This is a genomic window from Gottfriedia sp. OAE603 (assembly GCF_040543965.1).
GTDB classification, from domain to species: Bacteria; Bacillota; Bacilli; order Bacillales; family Bacillaceae_G; genus Gottfriedia; species Gottfriedia solisilvae.
The window spans coordinates 3,184,102-3,198,779 of sequence record NZ_JBEUNN010000001.1 but is presented as its reverse complement, the minus strand read 5'-3'; the positions used below and the strand labels follow the sequence as shown (position 1 = coordinate 3,198,779).

Here is a 14,678-nt window from a genome sequence, read left to right as displayed (position 1 = left end):
TTTGTTAAAAATTAAGATTTCGTTAAAATTAATCATATATTTTATATACTTTGAGCGTATAGATAGTTTAGTATAAGAGAGAATGATTTTATTTCACGCAGAGGAGATCCGTATGTCAAAAACATCATTATTAATGAAAAAAGTTAGTATTGCACTAACTGGAGGACTTGCAGCAAGTACGTTAGCCGGCTGTGGTTCTACACAAACTATGAATATACCTGATCGACCGCAAGATGAGAATTGCCGAGATTGGGAATTTGATGATGACGAAGGTGTTTGGGTTTGTGATGATAATGATAGTTCTTACTATCGTAGTTATTATCATGGTGGAACATTTTATAAATCGAAAAAATTATTGCATGGTAGTAGTTCATATAAAAGCTATAAATCTTCTAGCAGCTTTGCAGGTGGAGGATCTTCATCAAAAAGCGGTTTTGGTAAAGGCTCATCTGGAGGCTTTGGTGGTTAAGGATGGACAATTCAGATTTAATAAAGCATCAGCATCTTCGTAATGAATTGTTTCAAAGATTACCAGATTTTTGGGCAGATTTACAAAGCTCCTATTATGCACTTCTTGATATATATAAGTTTACAAAAGAAGAAGTAGATGAGATTCATATGATTACTGAGCAAATTGGGAGCATTTATGATAAAACAGCTCGTTTAATGAGGCAGCTTCCTGATGATGTTTTTTATATGCTCGGTTATTCAAAAGAGGTCATTCCTTACTTACGACATAAGACTATTGTAAGTGAAGGGATTATCAGAAGGATTGATCTTGTTCAAACAGAAAATGGTTGGAAGCACTATGAATGTAATAGTGATACACCTACATTTATTATGGAAACTCATCATGTTAACGGTTTTATTACGGATTATTTTAAAGTAAAGAATCCGAACAGTGAATGTGAATTACAGTTATCTCAAGTGATAAATCAAGTGATAAACAATTCGATTAAAGGACTTGAAAAACCAATCATTGTTTTTACAGCCCATGGTGATCATGAGGAAGATTGGAAAACAGCAAAGTACATTCAATCGCTTTATAAGGGTGAAAGCCAACTAATCAGTTTAGATAGTTTACAAATTATTGAGAATGACGGTCTATATACTCCAAGTGGAGAAAGGATCCATATTCTTTATCGTCAAACATATCCTATCGAGCATATGGAACTTGATAAATCAGTAGATGGAACAATGATTGGTCTTGCGTTACTAGATCTAGTTGATACTGGCAAGTTAATTATGTTTAATCCTATTTCTGCATTTTTACTTCAATCTAAAGCGGTTCAAGCACTTATATGGAATTTACATGTCGACAATTCTGATGTGTTTACTGAAGAAGAACATGACATAGTTGAAAAATATTTTTTACCAACATATTTAGAGCCAGATTATTTTATTGAACATCATATCGCGTATGTAGAGAAACCCGCATTTGGTCGGGAAGGGGATACTATTAAAATAATTGATGGTGAAAGAAATCAACATAGTCAACACAACACTTATCGCAATCAAGTTATGGTCTACCAAGAATTTTCACCATTACCTAAGAAAAAGGTCATGACGCCTGAAGGACTATTAGAATTACATATATTAGTAGGTAGCTTTTTAATTAAAGAAAACTACGGAGCAATTGGGATACGAGCGGGAAATATCATCACAGGTAATGAAAGCTGTTTCTTACCAGTAGGGATGATAGATGAGGCAAAAGAGAAATAAATAATATCAATTGGGAGATGAGAAATTTAATGGAAAGTATAGTAAGTACATTACTTTATTTAGGATCAGGACTTTTAATTTTATTTATCGGATTTTTAGCATTTACTTTTACTACTAAAATGAATGAACAAAAATTAATTTTAGAAGATGGAAATATTGCTGTTGCACTAAAATTAGCTGGTAAGCTAGTTGGTTTAGCAATCGTCATTATGTCAGCTGCAAAATACTCTGTTGATATTAGTGATTTCATTATTTGGAGCTTTATCGGAGTGATTGCACAAATGATTACATATTGGATTGCAGAATTTCTTTTATTTCCAAAAATCTCTTTTGCTAAAAAAGTCGAAGAAGGAAATATTGCTGTGGCAATCTTATTATTTACATTAAGTGTAACTGTTGGTTTATTAATTTCAGGAAGTATTTCATATTAATTTACGATTAAAGGAAAAAACAACGAGACATTTTCGTAGTTTTTCCTTTTTTTCTATCTGATAACAGATAAATTGAGTATAAGTAGGACTAGCCACCTCCTTTGTGGGAGGGACATGACTATAGCAATTTTTAGGGGGCTTATGATGATAAATGGAGATAGAATATTATTAAGGGATATAAATGAAAACGATTGGTCTGATGTTCATCAGTATGCTTCCCAAGCAATTGTTTGTAAATATCAACCATGGGGACCAAATACAATAAAGGAATCTCAAACATTTGTTAATGAGGCAGTAATTGATTTGAAAAAAAGTCCTAGAACAAGATTTGTATTTGCGATTATCGTGAAACAAACAGAAAAGTTGATTGGTGTCATCGAATTAAATATTAGAGATGAAATCAATAGAAAGAGCGAAGTGGGATATATTATTCATCCAGATTACTGGGGCCAAGGCTTTGCAACTGAAGCTGCTAAATTGATTGTTAATTATAGTTTTACTCAGCTAAACATGCATCGAATTTATGCAACATGTGATCCAAGAAATATCGAATCCTCAAAGGTATTAGAAAAAATAGGGATGACCTTAGAAGGAAGAATGAGACAAGACCTATTATTAAAAGATGGCTGGCGTGATTCTCTGTTATACAGTATTTTAGAACACGAATGGCAATGAATAAAAAAACAAGTACAAAAACTAAGGGATTCAGACTGATTGAAAACGCTTGTCTTTCGAGGCGCAAAGCTGGATGAGGAGCGGAGTTACCTTTGACGGTAATGAGCACCGCAAGCAGGCGAAGCAACGAAGAAAGCGAGCGTTTGACAGGCAGTCTGACACTACTTCTATATTGAAGTAGTGTATTTTTTGTCTATACATTCGAATAACGTTTTGAAAGCTTTTCTTTATGGCTTTTGAATACTTCCTCTAATGTTATTTCATATTTATTTGCAATGATAATTAAGTTACCAAGCACATCACCTAATTCTTCTATTAACTCTTGTTTATTCTCCTCAAATGAATTAGTAGCTTCATCCGGTCGATCTCTTCCAATCTCTAATGCTCGTATTGCCCGAGCAACTTCACCAGTTTCCTCAGCTAAAAATCCAATCCGAATAAATATATCTAAGTCGGACCAGCCTCTAGTTTTATAATACTCCTTTATCCATTCCTGAAATTCATTTACGTTCATAATTTTCCACCTTTTAAGTATTTTCATATTCATTTTAACAAAAGAAATGAGAATGAATATATTTCAAAATACCTAGTGCATATGCTAATGAGATAGAGGAATTTTTCTAAATTTCTTTAGAAATTATCATAAATATTTCAAAATTCTTTCACTGGTTTTACATATTTTTCCTTTTATTAAAAAAGGATTAAAGGTATGCTTAATATATACAATATTAATAGATAAATAGAAACAATAAATGGAGTCGAGTGTAAGGGAGGAAAATGTATGACATTAGAAGTAAAACAGCTGTCTAAATCGTTTGGTGAGACAAATGCAGTTAATCAATTGTCATTAAATTTGCCAACAGGTAGAGTACTAGGTTTATTAGGGAGAAATGGTGCTGGTAAAACGACTACAATTAAAATGCTTTTAGGATTACTAACGCCAACAAGCGGTGAAATGACTTGGAATGGTACAACATTCCATTCTTCAAAAGTAAAAATTGGTTATTTACCAGAAGAAAGAGGTTTATATACAAAAAGTAAGGTAGTTGATCAACTTAGGTATTTTGGTAAATTAGAAGGGATGTCACAAAAAGAGGTTGATGAAGCGATCACTTATTGGTTAGAACGTTTAGAAATTCCACATTATCGCCATAAAAAAGCCGGAGAGCTTTCAAAAGGTAATCAGCAAAAAATTCAATTAATCGTTACATTACTACATAATCCTGAATTAATTATTTTAGATGAACCATTTAGTGGATTAGATCCTGTTAATGCTGAATTAATGGCCTCTATTATCACTGAAGAAATTAATAAAGGGAAGACAATTGTATTATCTAGTCATCGTATGGATCAGGTTGAAGCATTCTGTGAATACGTTTGTATTTTGAAAAATGGAGATGTCGTAGCAGAAGGTAACTTAAATAAATTAAAAGAAGAGTACGGGTATCGTAATTTAATAGTTGAGGATACCGAACCAATTAAATCGGTATTAAATACAAACCAAATTGATTTTGAGAGAAAACAGCAAGGAATCTACGTAAAAGTAAAAACTGAAGAAGAGGCATTTACGATTTTAAATTTAATTAAGTCTGAAACAGGTTCAATTCGTAAGTTTCAATTATTAGAGCCGACACTAAACGATATCTTTATTGAGAGGGCGAGATAAATGAATAAATTTAAAACTGTCTTTTTCTTTCATTTACGTGAAGGGCTACTTGCAAAAGCAACACTCATTATGAGTGCGATTCTGTTTGTATTAGTCGTCGGAATGCTTGGTTTACAAAAATATATGGCATCCTCAGAACAAAATGAAGAAAAAGATAAAATTGTGATCATAAATGAGTCAACACAATATTCAATAGATGAAACAGTATTAAACCAGTCACTAAAAACAGCTGCATTAAAACAAGTTAATTCATCAAAATTTGAAGAAGTGAAAAAGGAAGTTAATGATGAATCAAAAGACGGTTTAATTGTTATTTCTGAAAAAAATAATATTCCTGTTATCAACTATACATATAAGAATTTTGCTAATAATGAAGTTCTATCAATAATTAGTAGTACTATGCAGCAAAATTACTTAAATAAAACATCTCAAGATCTTAAACTGTCTTTAGAAGCAGCTACAAAATTACTACAAAATGTTGAAGTAAATGAAGAAGTACTGAAAGACCCTATGGCTACATTTGGAATAGCGTACTTTTTCGGATTTTTATTATATCTATTTTTAATCGTATATGGTAATTCAATCGCTACTGGAATCGTTGCAGAAAAATCATCAAGAGTTATGGAAGTACTATTACCTAAGGTAAATCCAGTGATGACTTTATATGGAAGAGTATTTGCTGTATTTTGCGTAGCATTCGTTCAATTAGTTGTAATAGGATTAGGGTTCTTATTTGCGTATCTTGTAGGTTTCGTAAATCTTGATAATTTATCACTGTTTGGAATGGAGATTGATTTAGACTCTCTAAACATAACGACTATCATAGCGTTCATTGTTTATTTCCTACTTGGTTATTTAATTTATGGTTTACTGTATGCTGCAATTGGATCTGTTGTATCAAGAACGGAAGAACTTCAAACAGTCTTGATGCCAGTTACATTTTTACTGATTGGTGCGTTCTTCATTAGTATTAATGCATTAGTGAATCCTAATGGTACTTTTGTACAAATCAGTTCATATATTCCATTCTTTGCACCACTTGTTGCATTTTCTCGATTTGTATCAGGTGAAATGAATTTTATTGAAGTCAGTGCAAGTATTTTAATCTTAATCATAACAGTCTTCATTTTAACGAAAATCGCGAGCCGTATTTATGTAAACGGAGTAATGTACTATAGCGACAAAGTGAAATGGAAAGATGTTGCCCGCCTCTTAAAAAGACAATAATGTAAACAGTTTATAGATTGATCAGGTACTCCTCGATTTGTGGCAAACGTCCACAAATTGAGGAGTATTTTTTATAGAAAGCTTATTGTTAGGCGTTATCTATTCTTCAACTTACACATAAAAACGACTGTCAGAAAAAGACAGTCGTTTATGTTTATAATGTTGATTGATTTAGTGGAATCTTGGCAATTAAATCTGAATATTCATCTTGTATTTTTTGAGTGATTACACCACGTTTTCCAGTTCCTAAAGCATATGTTTTTTCATCAAGTAAAACTGAAACGATTGGCATAATTTCTGCTGTCGTTGAAGATGTAAATGCTTCATCAGCATTTAGGAATTCATCGATTGTAAATGCTGTTTCTTTAATTGGAAATCCTTCTTTTTTAGCAATATCTATGATGACTCTTCTAGTTATTCCATTTAAGATTAAGTTGTTTGCCGGATGAGTATATAGAGTTCCGTCCTTTACGATAAATACATTTGTTGAAGAACCTTCAGTGATGATTCCATCCCTATGCAATACTGCTTCTTTTGCTCCTTTTTCCTGAGCTTTATTTTTTGCAAGGACACTACCTAATAAGTTTAAGCTTTTAATATCGCAAAGTAACCATCTGATATCTTCTGTTACATGAACTGTAATTCCTTGTTCCATTAGTTTTAATGGGCGCTTTTCTTCCTTAACGGTATAAGCAACTAATTGAGGTTTTAAATCAGGTTGGTCTCGGTATATATGATTTCTGTCCATTACACCTCTAGTAATCTGTATATATACATAACCAGTGCTGTAATCACATGTGTTCATTAAATAGACTAAATCACTTTCGAGCTTCTTTAAATGCATTTTGAAGGGTATATTGATTTTTTCACAGCTTTCTTTCAAACGGATTAAATGAGCTTCTAATTCAAAATAGGCAGCATCGTAAAAACGAACTACTTCATAAACACCATCGCCAAACTGATATCCACGATCTAAAATATTTACATTTGCTGATTTTAAATCGACAATTCGGTTATTTAATAGAACTTTCGTTTTCATGTGGTTTGCACTCCTTTACAAATGAAAATCTTGTAATCTACAATTCAAAATATTTTTTTAATAGTTAGATATTTTGTGTTACATTCAATATAACATATGTTCATAAAATAATTTGTAAAAAGGGGAGAGAAGGTTGAAAATATTAGTTTTAGGAGCAAGCGGCTTAGTAGGAAAGGCATTATTGGCGGAATTATCGTCTACTTTCGATGTTTATGGTACATATAATCAAACAAAATTAGGCATTAAAGATGATCACCAGCTTCAATGGAATATTAAAGATAGTAAGAGAATTTTAGATTGGATTGATGAAATTACTCCTCATTTTATTATTTCATGCTTAAGAGGCGAATTTGACATTCAGTTAGAAGTACACAAGCAAATCATTCAAAAAATTAAATCCACAAAAACAAAGCTATTATTTTGTTCCACAACAAATGTGTTTGATGGAGACATTACAAAGCATCATGATGAAAACGACACGCCTTTAGCTACATCAGATTATGGTCAATTTAAAATTGAATGTGAAAAATTAATACAAAGCGAGTTAGGTCACCAAGGTGTAATTCTTAGATTACCAATGGTTTGGGGAAAAAATTCATCTAGATTAAATGAAATCAAGGATAAAATTGCGAATCAACTTGAAGTAGAAGCATACGAAAATATTTATTTAAACCACGCATCAGATCAGAGAATCGCTAAACAAATCCGTTCTATTATTGAAAATGATTTGACTGGCATTTTTCATTTAGCTACAACTGATATAGAGTCACAGTATTCTTTTATTTATAAACTTGTACAATCCCTTGATACAGATGTAAAAATGAAAGCACTCAAAGTAGAAGATGTAGAAAAATACAATTTTGGCTTGATCATTAATCGTACAGATCTACCTAAACAGTTTACATATGATAATCAGCAACTGATTAGTGAAATCGTATAGGAGCCTGTTTTTGAATTGAATAAACTAATAATGTATGAGAGAAAAGATTAAATTTTCTTAATATTTTGATTGTATAGGGATAATAAGTATCATATACTAATTTTAGTATGAACCTACTATAAAATACTGGTGGTGAATGGTATGGAGGAACTAAAAGCAAAACCTTGGGTGAGTCAATATCCAGAGCAGATACCTACTACATTAGAGAGTGATTTTGAACTTCTTCCTATATATTTAAAAAAGACAGCCACAGAGTACCCAGATAAGAAAGCGCTTAACTTCCTTGGGAGAGAGATGACATTTAAAGAAATTTATGTACAATCTCTTAGATTTGCAAATTATTTGAGGAATCTAGGAATAAAAAAAGGTGATCGTGTAGCAATCATGCTACCAAATAGTCCACAGGCGGTAATTGCATATTACGGAATTCTGTTCGCAGATGCCATTATTGTACAAACGAATCCACTTTATACTGAACGTGAACTTGAATATCAAATGAATGACAGTGGTGCTACCGCTATTATTTGCTTAGATTTATTGATTAATAGAGTCCATTCAGTCAAAAATAATACGAAACTTAAACATATCTTTGTAACCTCAGTTAGAGATTATTTACCAATCATAAAAAAAGTATTATACCCACTTTCAAAGCAACCAAAAGCACCTAAAATACCAAAGGATCCATCAATTCATCAATTTAATTATATTATGAAAATATCTGCACCTGTTGAATTAGAGCTTACAAACACTAGTGTAGATGATGTAGCAATTCTTCAATATACAGGTGGTACGACGGGTTTTCCAAAAGGTGTTATGTTGACACATAAAAATTTAGCCTCAAACACGTTAATGTCAGAAAAGTGGTTATATAAGAGTCGTAAAGGGGAAGAAAAAATCCTTACTGTATTACCATTTTTCCACGTATACGGTATGACGGCTTGTATGAATTTATCAATTATGTGTGCATATGAAATGATTATTATACCGAGGTTCGACGCATCACTCATGTTAGAAGCAATTAAGAAATATCGCCCAACATTGTTTCCGGGTGCACCTACAATGTATATTGCTTTATTAAATCATCCTGATCTATCAAAAACTGATATTTCATGTATCCATTCATGTTTAAGTGGGTCGGCAGCACTACCTGTAGAAGTTCAGGAACAATTTGAAAAAGTTACTGGTGGAAAACTGGTAGAAGGTTACGGATTATCAGAAGCTTCTCCAGTTACTCATAGTAATTTTTTATGGGATAGACGAGTTTCAGGAAGTATTGGAGTACCTTGGCCAAGTACTGATGCCAAGATCGTATCTATGGAAACAGGTGAAGAATTACCTGTTCGAGAAATTGGTGAGTTAATTGTTTCCGGCCCTCAAGTAATGAAGGGGTATTGGAATAGACCTGAGGAAACGGCTGCAACATTAAAAGACGGATGGTTATATACTGGCGATTTAGGCTATATGGATGAAGATGGATTCTTCTATATCGTTGATCGCAAAAAAGACATGATTATTGCAGGCGGATTTAATGTATATCCAAGAGATGTGGAAGAAGTTTTATACGAACATGAAGCAGTCCAAGAAACTGTTGTAATTGGCGTTCCAGACCCATACCGAGGTGAGACTGTTAAAGCATTTATTGTTCTAAAAGAAGGTAAGACAGTTACAGAAAATGAGTTAGATGAATTTTCGCGTAAATACTTGGCTGCATATAAAGTACCAAGACAATATGAGTTTAGAAAAGAACTTCCAAAGACTGCAATTGGAAAGATTTTAAGAAGACAATTAGTTGAAGAAGAAAAACAAAGAAATGCTAAAGAAAACACTGAAGAAAAACTTTCTTAAATGATGATAAAGGGATGTAGACCTTACATCCCTCTAACTGTTATCAAATATTCTGACTACATACTTTTTTATTTAGCGGATCTAATTAAAGATTGGATTGGTTGGGATAACACTCATCCCGCGGTTAGAAAGAGAGACCTGGAAGTCTTTCATTAACGCATTCTTATTTAAAACAGAATAGCCTTTCGAAGTTTCAAGAATTGTGAATCTAGACGAATTTGTCTGAGAAAAAATGGTAAACTATTTGTATAGGAATTTTTAGAATTTAGTAAAGAATTGAAGGTGATCGGATGGAAATCTTCAGTTAAATAAATGATAAAAATTATTAAAGGATAATTGACAATTTTCTGATAAGTTAGTATTATGAAAATATGAATGATTATTCATTCACTGTACAAAGGAGTAAAAAAAATGAAAAGAGATAAACCAAAATTTAAACAAATAATAGATGCTGCTGTAGTGGTGATTGCTGAAAACGGTTACCATCAAGCACAAGTTTCTAAGATTGCGAAAAAAGCTGGAGTAGCTGACGGAACAATCTATTTATATTTTAAAAATAAAGAATCAATATTAATTACATTGTTTGAAGAAAAGATGGGTGTCTTTGCTGAAAAAATTCGTGAAGATATTGCAGGTAATTGCGATGCGGTATCGAAGTTATTAACGTTGGTGAAAACACATTTTCGTGAAATGTCGAATGATTTAAATTTAGCCATCGTAATGCAATTAGAAGTTAGACAAACAAATCTTGATCTTCGAGTGAAAATTAATGAAGTACTTAAAGAGTATTTACACATAATTGATTCGATCTTAATCGAAGGTGTTAAAGAAGGCTTGTTTGATGAAAATTTAGATATTCGAATGGCTAGAAAGATGATTTTTGGAACGATAGATGAAGTTATGACTCATTGGGTAATGACTGGCCAAAATCAGGATTTGGAGGCAAATGCCGAGAAAGTTCACCAATTGTTAATAAGAGGATGCGGATATCAAAAAGAACGTTCTAGTACTTTAGGACAATAGGGAGGAAAAGTTGTGGGCTTACTTCAATGTTCAGTATCGAATGGTGTTGCATTTTTAACAATTCAAAATCCACCAGCAAATGCAATGTCTTCTGTGGTTTTTGCAGAAATGGTACAGCATCTAGAAGAATTAGAAAAAAATGATGATGTACGAGTACTAGTATTCCATGGTGAAGGCAGATTTTTTTCTGCAGGAGCTGATATTAAAGAATTTACCTCATTTAAAAGCGCCGACGATGCAGCTGCAGTTGCAAGAAAAGGTCAGCTAGTATTTGAGCGTGTTGAAAATTATTCTAAACCGATCATTGCTGCAATTCATGGTGCTGCTTTAGGTGGCGGACTTGAATTTGCAATGAGTTGTCATATTCGAGTAGTAGCGGAGAATGCAAAGCTAGGATTACCTGAATTAAACTTAGGTATTATTCCAGGGTTTGCAGGTACACAACGATTACCAAGATATGTAGGTAGAGATAAAGCCTTATTAATGATGGCGACAGCAGAAACAATTTCTGGTGTAGAAGCTGGGAAATATGGTCTAGCTACAATTGTAGTCCCTGAAGAAAAATTATTAGAAGAAGCAACTACATTAGCGTCAAAAATTGCACATAAAAGTAAACAATCAATTGAATATGTACTACAGCTACTATCTTCTACTAGAACGACTTCATATCATGAGGGCGTTGAAAAAGAATCTAGATTATTTGGAGATATTTTTACAACTGAAGGTGCAAAAGAAGGAATAAGTGCATTTTTAGAAAAAAGAAAACCTGTGTTTCATAAATAAGTAGTTTACTATTTTAAAAAATAGATGTAGTTAACATTTCCTAGGAGGGTTTAAAGATGAATATTTATGTACTATTAAAAAGAACATTTGACACTGAAGAAAAAATTACGATTTCAAATGGTGCTATTCAAGAAGATGGCGCTGAATTTATTATAAATCCATACGATGAGTATGCAGTAGAAGAAGCGATTCAAATCCGTGATACACATGGCGGTGAAGTAACAGTTGTTACGATTGGCAATGAAGACAGTGAAAAAGAACTTCGCACTGCATTAGCAATGGGTGCTGATAAAGCTGTTTTAATTAATGTTGAAGATGATATTGAAAGCGCTGACCAATTTACAACATCTACACTTTTAGCTAAGTACTTAGAAGATAAAGATCCTTCTATTATTCTAGCGGGTAATGTTGCAATTGACGGTGGTACTGGTCAAGTAGGTCCTCGCGTCGCTGAATTATTAAATATCCCTTACGTGACAACAATCACAAAGCTTGAAATTAGCGGTACAACTGCAAAAATTGAGCGTGATGTTGAAGGAGATACTGAAATTATTGAAACATCTCTACCATTACTAATCACTGCTCAACAAGGTTTAAATGAACCTAGATACCCTTCATTACCTGGTATCATGAAAGCGAAAAAGAAACCTTTAGATGAATTAGAATTAGATGATTTAGATCTAGAAGAAGACGATGTTCAAGCGAAAACGAAAACAATCGAAATTTATCTACCTGCGAAAAAAGAAGCTGGTAAAGTATTATCAGGTGACTTACAAGACCAAGTAAAAGAATTAGTATCATTATTACGTTCTGAAGCAAAAGTAATTTAATCTAAAAATGAATGTAACTAAATAATAGAGTAATAGAAAAATTTGGAGGGAAATAACATGTCACGTAAAGTATTAGTATTAGGCGAAGTTCGTGAAGGCTCATTACGTAATGTATCATTCGAAGCAATCAGTACGGCTAAGACAATTGCTGAAGGCGGAGAAGTAGTTGCTGTATTAGTTGGTCAATCAGTAAATGCGTTAGCTAGTGAAATGATTCAATTTGGTGCAGATCGTGCGGTTGTAGTTGAAGATGAAAAATTAGCTTCATATACATCAGATGGATTTTCTCAAGCATTACTTGCAGTAGTTGATCAAGAAAAACCGGACGGACTTGTATTAGGTCATACTGCTTTAGGTAAAGACCTATCCCCTAAGCTTGCAGCTCGCTTACAAAGTGGATTAATTTCTGACGTAACTGCGATCGAAGTAGCTGGTGGAAATATTGTATTCACTCGTCCAATTTACTCTGGTAAAGCTTTCGAGAAAAAAGTAATGGTAGATCCATTCATTTTTGCGACAATTCGTCCAAATAATATCGCTCCATTAGAAAAAGATACTGCACGTAGTGGAGACGTTGCATCACTATCTGTAGAAATTAAAGACTTACGTTCAATCGTAAAAGACGTAGTACGTAAGGCAAGTGAAGGAGTAGATCTTTCAGAAGCGAAAATTATTGTTGCAGGTGGACGTGGAGTTAAAAGCGAAGACGGCTTTAATCCATTAAAAGAATTAGCAACAGTATTAGGCGCAGCTGTTGGTGCTTCACGTGGTGCATGTGATGCTAATTACTGTGATTACTCGCTTCAAATTGGTCAAACTGGTAAAGTTGTAACACCAGATTTATATATTGCATGTGGTATCTCTGGTGCAATTCAACATTTAGCTGGTATGTCAAATTCTAAAGTTATTGTTGCGATTAACAAAGATCCTGAAGCGAATATCTTCAAAGTTGCAGACTATGGAATCGTAGGAGACTTGTTTGAAGTATTACCATTATTAACTGAAGAATTTAAATCAGTATTAGTAAATTCTTAAGGTATATTGTTTTCTTGAGAAATAGAAAAGGACTTCATCTTTTAGATGAAGTCCTTATTGTTTTTTTGTATCTAGCAAGAGAAGACTTCGTTGTTTACATTCTAACAATGACTGAACCGCCACCACTTGTAATAACTTGGTTTTGTTTCTGCTCAATTGAACGAAGCAATTCATTATTTGCTTCTATTGCCTTAACAAGGTTCTGTATTTGATTTTCAAGATTTGCGATTGATTGCATCATGTGGTGATTATCCATATGCGTATAATCATTTCTAGAAGGGTAATGTGGATAATGATTCCAAAAAGGGTGCATACATTCATCTCCTCCTTTTACTAGACTCATGTACTATATAGTACGATTTTGTAAAGTAAGAGTTCGCCTATTTTCGTTTAAATATGATTGTTTCTTATACATTGTTGCGAATTAAGTGTACGTTAGTTGATTACAACTCCAGGATGCTCCCTTTTCGTGGGGCGAAAGGTAATCCTGTTTGGTCCACACGAAGTGGATCATGCATTCTTTACGACAAAACGAACTACTGACTTTCTCAAATCCAAGAAAGGGACACACTTATAGAAAAAAGCAAAAAAAATAACCCTTGAATGAATTCAAGGATTACGTTATATGTCATTATGAAATTGCTTTTTCTAATTTATTGGCTATTTCTTCGACTTCGTGGCGTTTTTCAATTTTTCTTTCAATCTTTTCAATTTCTTCTTTATTTCTAAGAAGAGATTGTTTATTTTCATTTACTAATTGATTAAACGATTTACGAAATGTTTTTCTCATGTTTGCCACTCCTATCTTAATAAATTTCTGAATATTTATTTATATTCAAAAATATCTTAACATAAAAAAATGAGCACAAACTCTTGGAATTATTACAATATTGTGTCCTTGAAAAAGAGACGCTGCATAAATGTTTCAGCGTAAGATAAACTTAATCAATCTTAGTATAAACTTTTTCGTAAACTTCTACTTCAATACCATCAGTATTTGTTTTATTTTCTACATAAGAAAATCCATGTGACTTCCAAAATTCCTTAGCTTGATAGTTATCTATTAAAACACCTAATCTTAAAGCGTGAATATTTTCTTGATTTTTAATTTGTTCTTCAAATAATACAAATGCATTCGTACCAAATCCATATCCTTGGTAATCACCGTGAATCATTAATAATCCAAGCCATGGAAAACCATCTCTAGGGTTTAGTATTAAAAAGTCGATTAGTCCGATATATGTATCATCAAGTTTAATAAAATAAGTTTCACTTTGATTCGTTGATTGAAAATATTCTTTAAAAAGCTCTTCTTTAGTACGAGTAGGAGATCCATTTTCCATTAGATTATAATTTTGATTTGAATTGGTGATTTCGACAATTACGTCTATATATTCTTCTGTAATTTTTTCAAATGTAATCATTTTTTTAATCCTTTCATTGGTATATCAACAAATTGTTT

The 14,678-nt window shown here is 32.7% G+C and carries 17 protein-coding genes; 12 read left to right on the top strand and 5 right to left on the bottom strand.

The genetic code is table 11. From position 1 onward, the window contains the following. Nucleotides 1–112: 112 nt before the first annotated feature. From ABID96_RS16370 to ABID96_RS16355, 4 genes are all read left to right on the top strand, one after another. Nucleotides 113–469 carry a hypothetical protein gene (locus ABID96_RS16370; RefSeq protein WP_192602932.1) on the top strand — a complete coding sequence of 119 codons (357 nt, stop codon included), beginning with the start codon at nt 113–115 and terminating at the stop codon, nt 467–469. A gap of 2 nt (nt 470–471) precedes the next feature. Next, nucleotides 472–1,722, top strand: a complete 1,251-nt coding sequence (locus tag ABID96_RS16365; protein WP_192602931.1) for a glutathionylspermidine synthase family protein — start codon at nt 472–474, stop codon at nt 1,720–1,722. A 29-nt stretch (nt 1,723–1,751) separates the two neighbouring features. Further along, complete coding sequence (locus ABID96_RS16360; protein ID WP_158093320.1) at nt 1,752–2,153, top strand: DUF350 domain-containing protein; 402 nt, start codon at nt 1,752–1,754, stop codon at nt 2,151–2,153. Between the two features lie 144 nt (nt 2,154–2,297). Continuing rightward, on the top strand, nt 2,298–2,828 hold the full coding sequence (locus ABID96_RS16355; RefSeq protein WP_377896952.1) for a GNAT family N-acetyltransferase: 531 nt from the start codon (nt 2,298–2,300) through the stop codon (nt 2,826–2,828). A gap of 193 nt (nt 2,829–3,021) precedes the next feature. Here the strand turns inward: ABID96_RS16355 and ABID96_RS16350 are convergent, their stop codons facing one another. Then, nucleotides 3,022–3,342, bottom strand: coding sequence for a MazG nucleotide pyrophosphohydrolase domain-containing protein (locus ABID96_RS16350; protein ID WP_192602930.1), 321 nt, complete (start codon nt 3,340–3,342; stop codon nt 3,022–3,024). A 267-nt stretch (nt 3,343–3,609) separates the two neighbouring features. Here ABID96_RS16350 and ABID96_RS16345 point away from each other — a divergent pair, with 267 nt between their 5' ends. Further along, nucleotides 3,610–4,494: an ABC transporter ATP-binding protein gene (locus ABID96_RS16345; protein WP_088003567.1), complete on the top strand. Its 885-nt coding sequence runs from the start codon at nt 3,610–3,612 to the stop codon at nt 4,492–4,494. Next, nucleotides 4,495–5,721 (top strand): ABC transporter permease, encoded by a 1,227-nt coding sequence (locus ABID96_RS16340; protein ID WP_192602929.1) that lies wholly within the window; start codon nt 4,495–4,497, stop codon nt 5,719–5,721. A gap of 154 nt (nt 5,722–5,875) precedes the next feature. Here the strand turns inward: ABID96_RS16340 and dat are convergent, their stop codons facing one another. Then, nucleotides 5,876–6,760: a D-amino-acid transaminase gene (dat, locus tag ABID96_RS16335; protein ID WP_192602928.1), complete on the bottom strand. Its 885-nt coding sequence runs from the start codon at nt 6,758–6,760 to the stop codon at nt 5,876–5,878. Between the two features lie 133 nt (nt 6,761–6,893). On the opposite strand from dat, the gene ABID96_RS16330 reads away from it, so the two are divergent. From ABID96_RS16330 to ABID96_RS16305, 6 genes are all read left to right on the top strand, one after another. Further along, nucleotides 6,894–7,700: a sugar nucleotide-binding protein gene (locus tag ABID96_RS16330; RefSeq protein ID WP_192602927.1), complete on the top strand. Its 807-nt coding sequence runs from the start codon at nt 6,894–6,896 to the stop codon at nt 7,698–7,700. Between the two features lie 141 nt (nt 7,701–7,841). Continuing rightward, complete coding sequence (locus ABID96_RS16325; RefSeq protein WP_192602926.1) at nt 7,842–9,545, top strand: long-chain-fatty-acid--CoA ligase; 1,704 nt, start codon at nt 7,842–7,844, stop codon at nt 9,543–9,545. 411 nt (nt 9,546–9,956) lie between these two features. Continuing rightward, entirely contained in the window at nt 9,957–10,568 is a 612-nt protein-coding gene (locus ABID96_RS16320; protein WP_192602925.1) for a fatty acid metabolism transcriptional regulator FadR, read from the top strand. Between the two features lie 12 nt (nt 10,569–10,580). Then, entirely contained in the window at nt 10,581–11,351 is a 771-nt protein-coding gene (locus ABID96_RS16315; protein ID WP_192602924.1) for an enoyl-CoA hydratase, read from the top strand. A 56-nt stretch (nt 11,352–11,407) separates the two neighbouring features. Then, nucleotides 11,408–12,181: an electron transfer flavoprotein subunit beta/FixA family protein gene (locus ABID96_RS16310; RefSeq protein ID WP_088003584.1), complete on the top strand. Its 774-nt coding sequence runs from the start codon at nt 11,408–11,410 to the stop codon at nt 12,179–12,181. A 57-nt stretch (nt 12,182–12,238) separates the two neighbouring features. Beyond that, nucleotides 12,239–13,216 (top strand): electron transfer flavoprotein subunit alpha/FixB family protein, encoded by a 978-nt coding sequence (locus ABID96_RS16305; RefSeq protein WP_192602923.1) that lies wholly within the window; start codon nt 12,239–12,241, stop codon nt 13,214–13,216. Nucleotides 13,217–13,310: 94 nt separating this feature from the next. Here ABID96_RS16305 and ABID96_RS16300 read toward each other — a convergent pair whose 3' ends face one another. From ABID96_RS16300 to ABID96_RS16290, 3 genes are all read right to left on the bottom strand, one after another. Continuing rightward, entirely contained in the window at nt 13,311–13,529 is a 219-nt protein-coding gene (locus ABID96_RS16300; RefSeq protein WP_192602922.1) for a hypothetical protein, read from the bottom strand. 318 nt (nt 13,530–13,847) lie between these two features. Continuing rightward, nucleotides 13,848–14,006, bottom strand: a complete 159-nt coding sequence (locus tag ABID96_RS16295) for an FbpB family small basic protein (RefSeq protein WP_192602921.1) — start codon at nt 14,004–14,006, stop codon at nt 13,848–13,850. A 151-nt stretch (nt 14,007–14,157) separates the two neighbouring features. Then, nucleotides 14,158–14,640 carry a GNAT family N-acetyltransferase gene (locus tag ABID96_RS16290; RefSeq protein WP_192602920.1) on the bottom strand — a complete coding sequence of 161 codons (483 nt, stop codon included), beginning with the start codon at nt 14,638–14,640 and terminating at the stop codon, nt 14,158–14,160. Nucleotides 14,641–14,678: the final 38 nt, after the last annotated feature.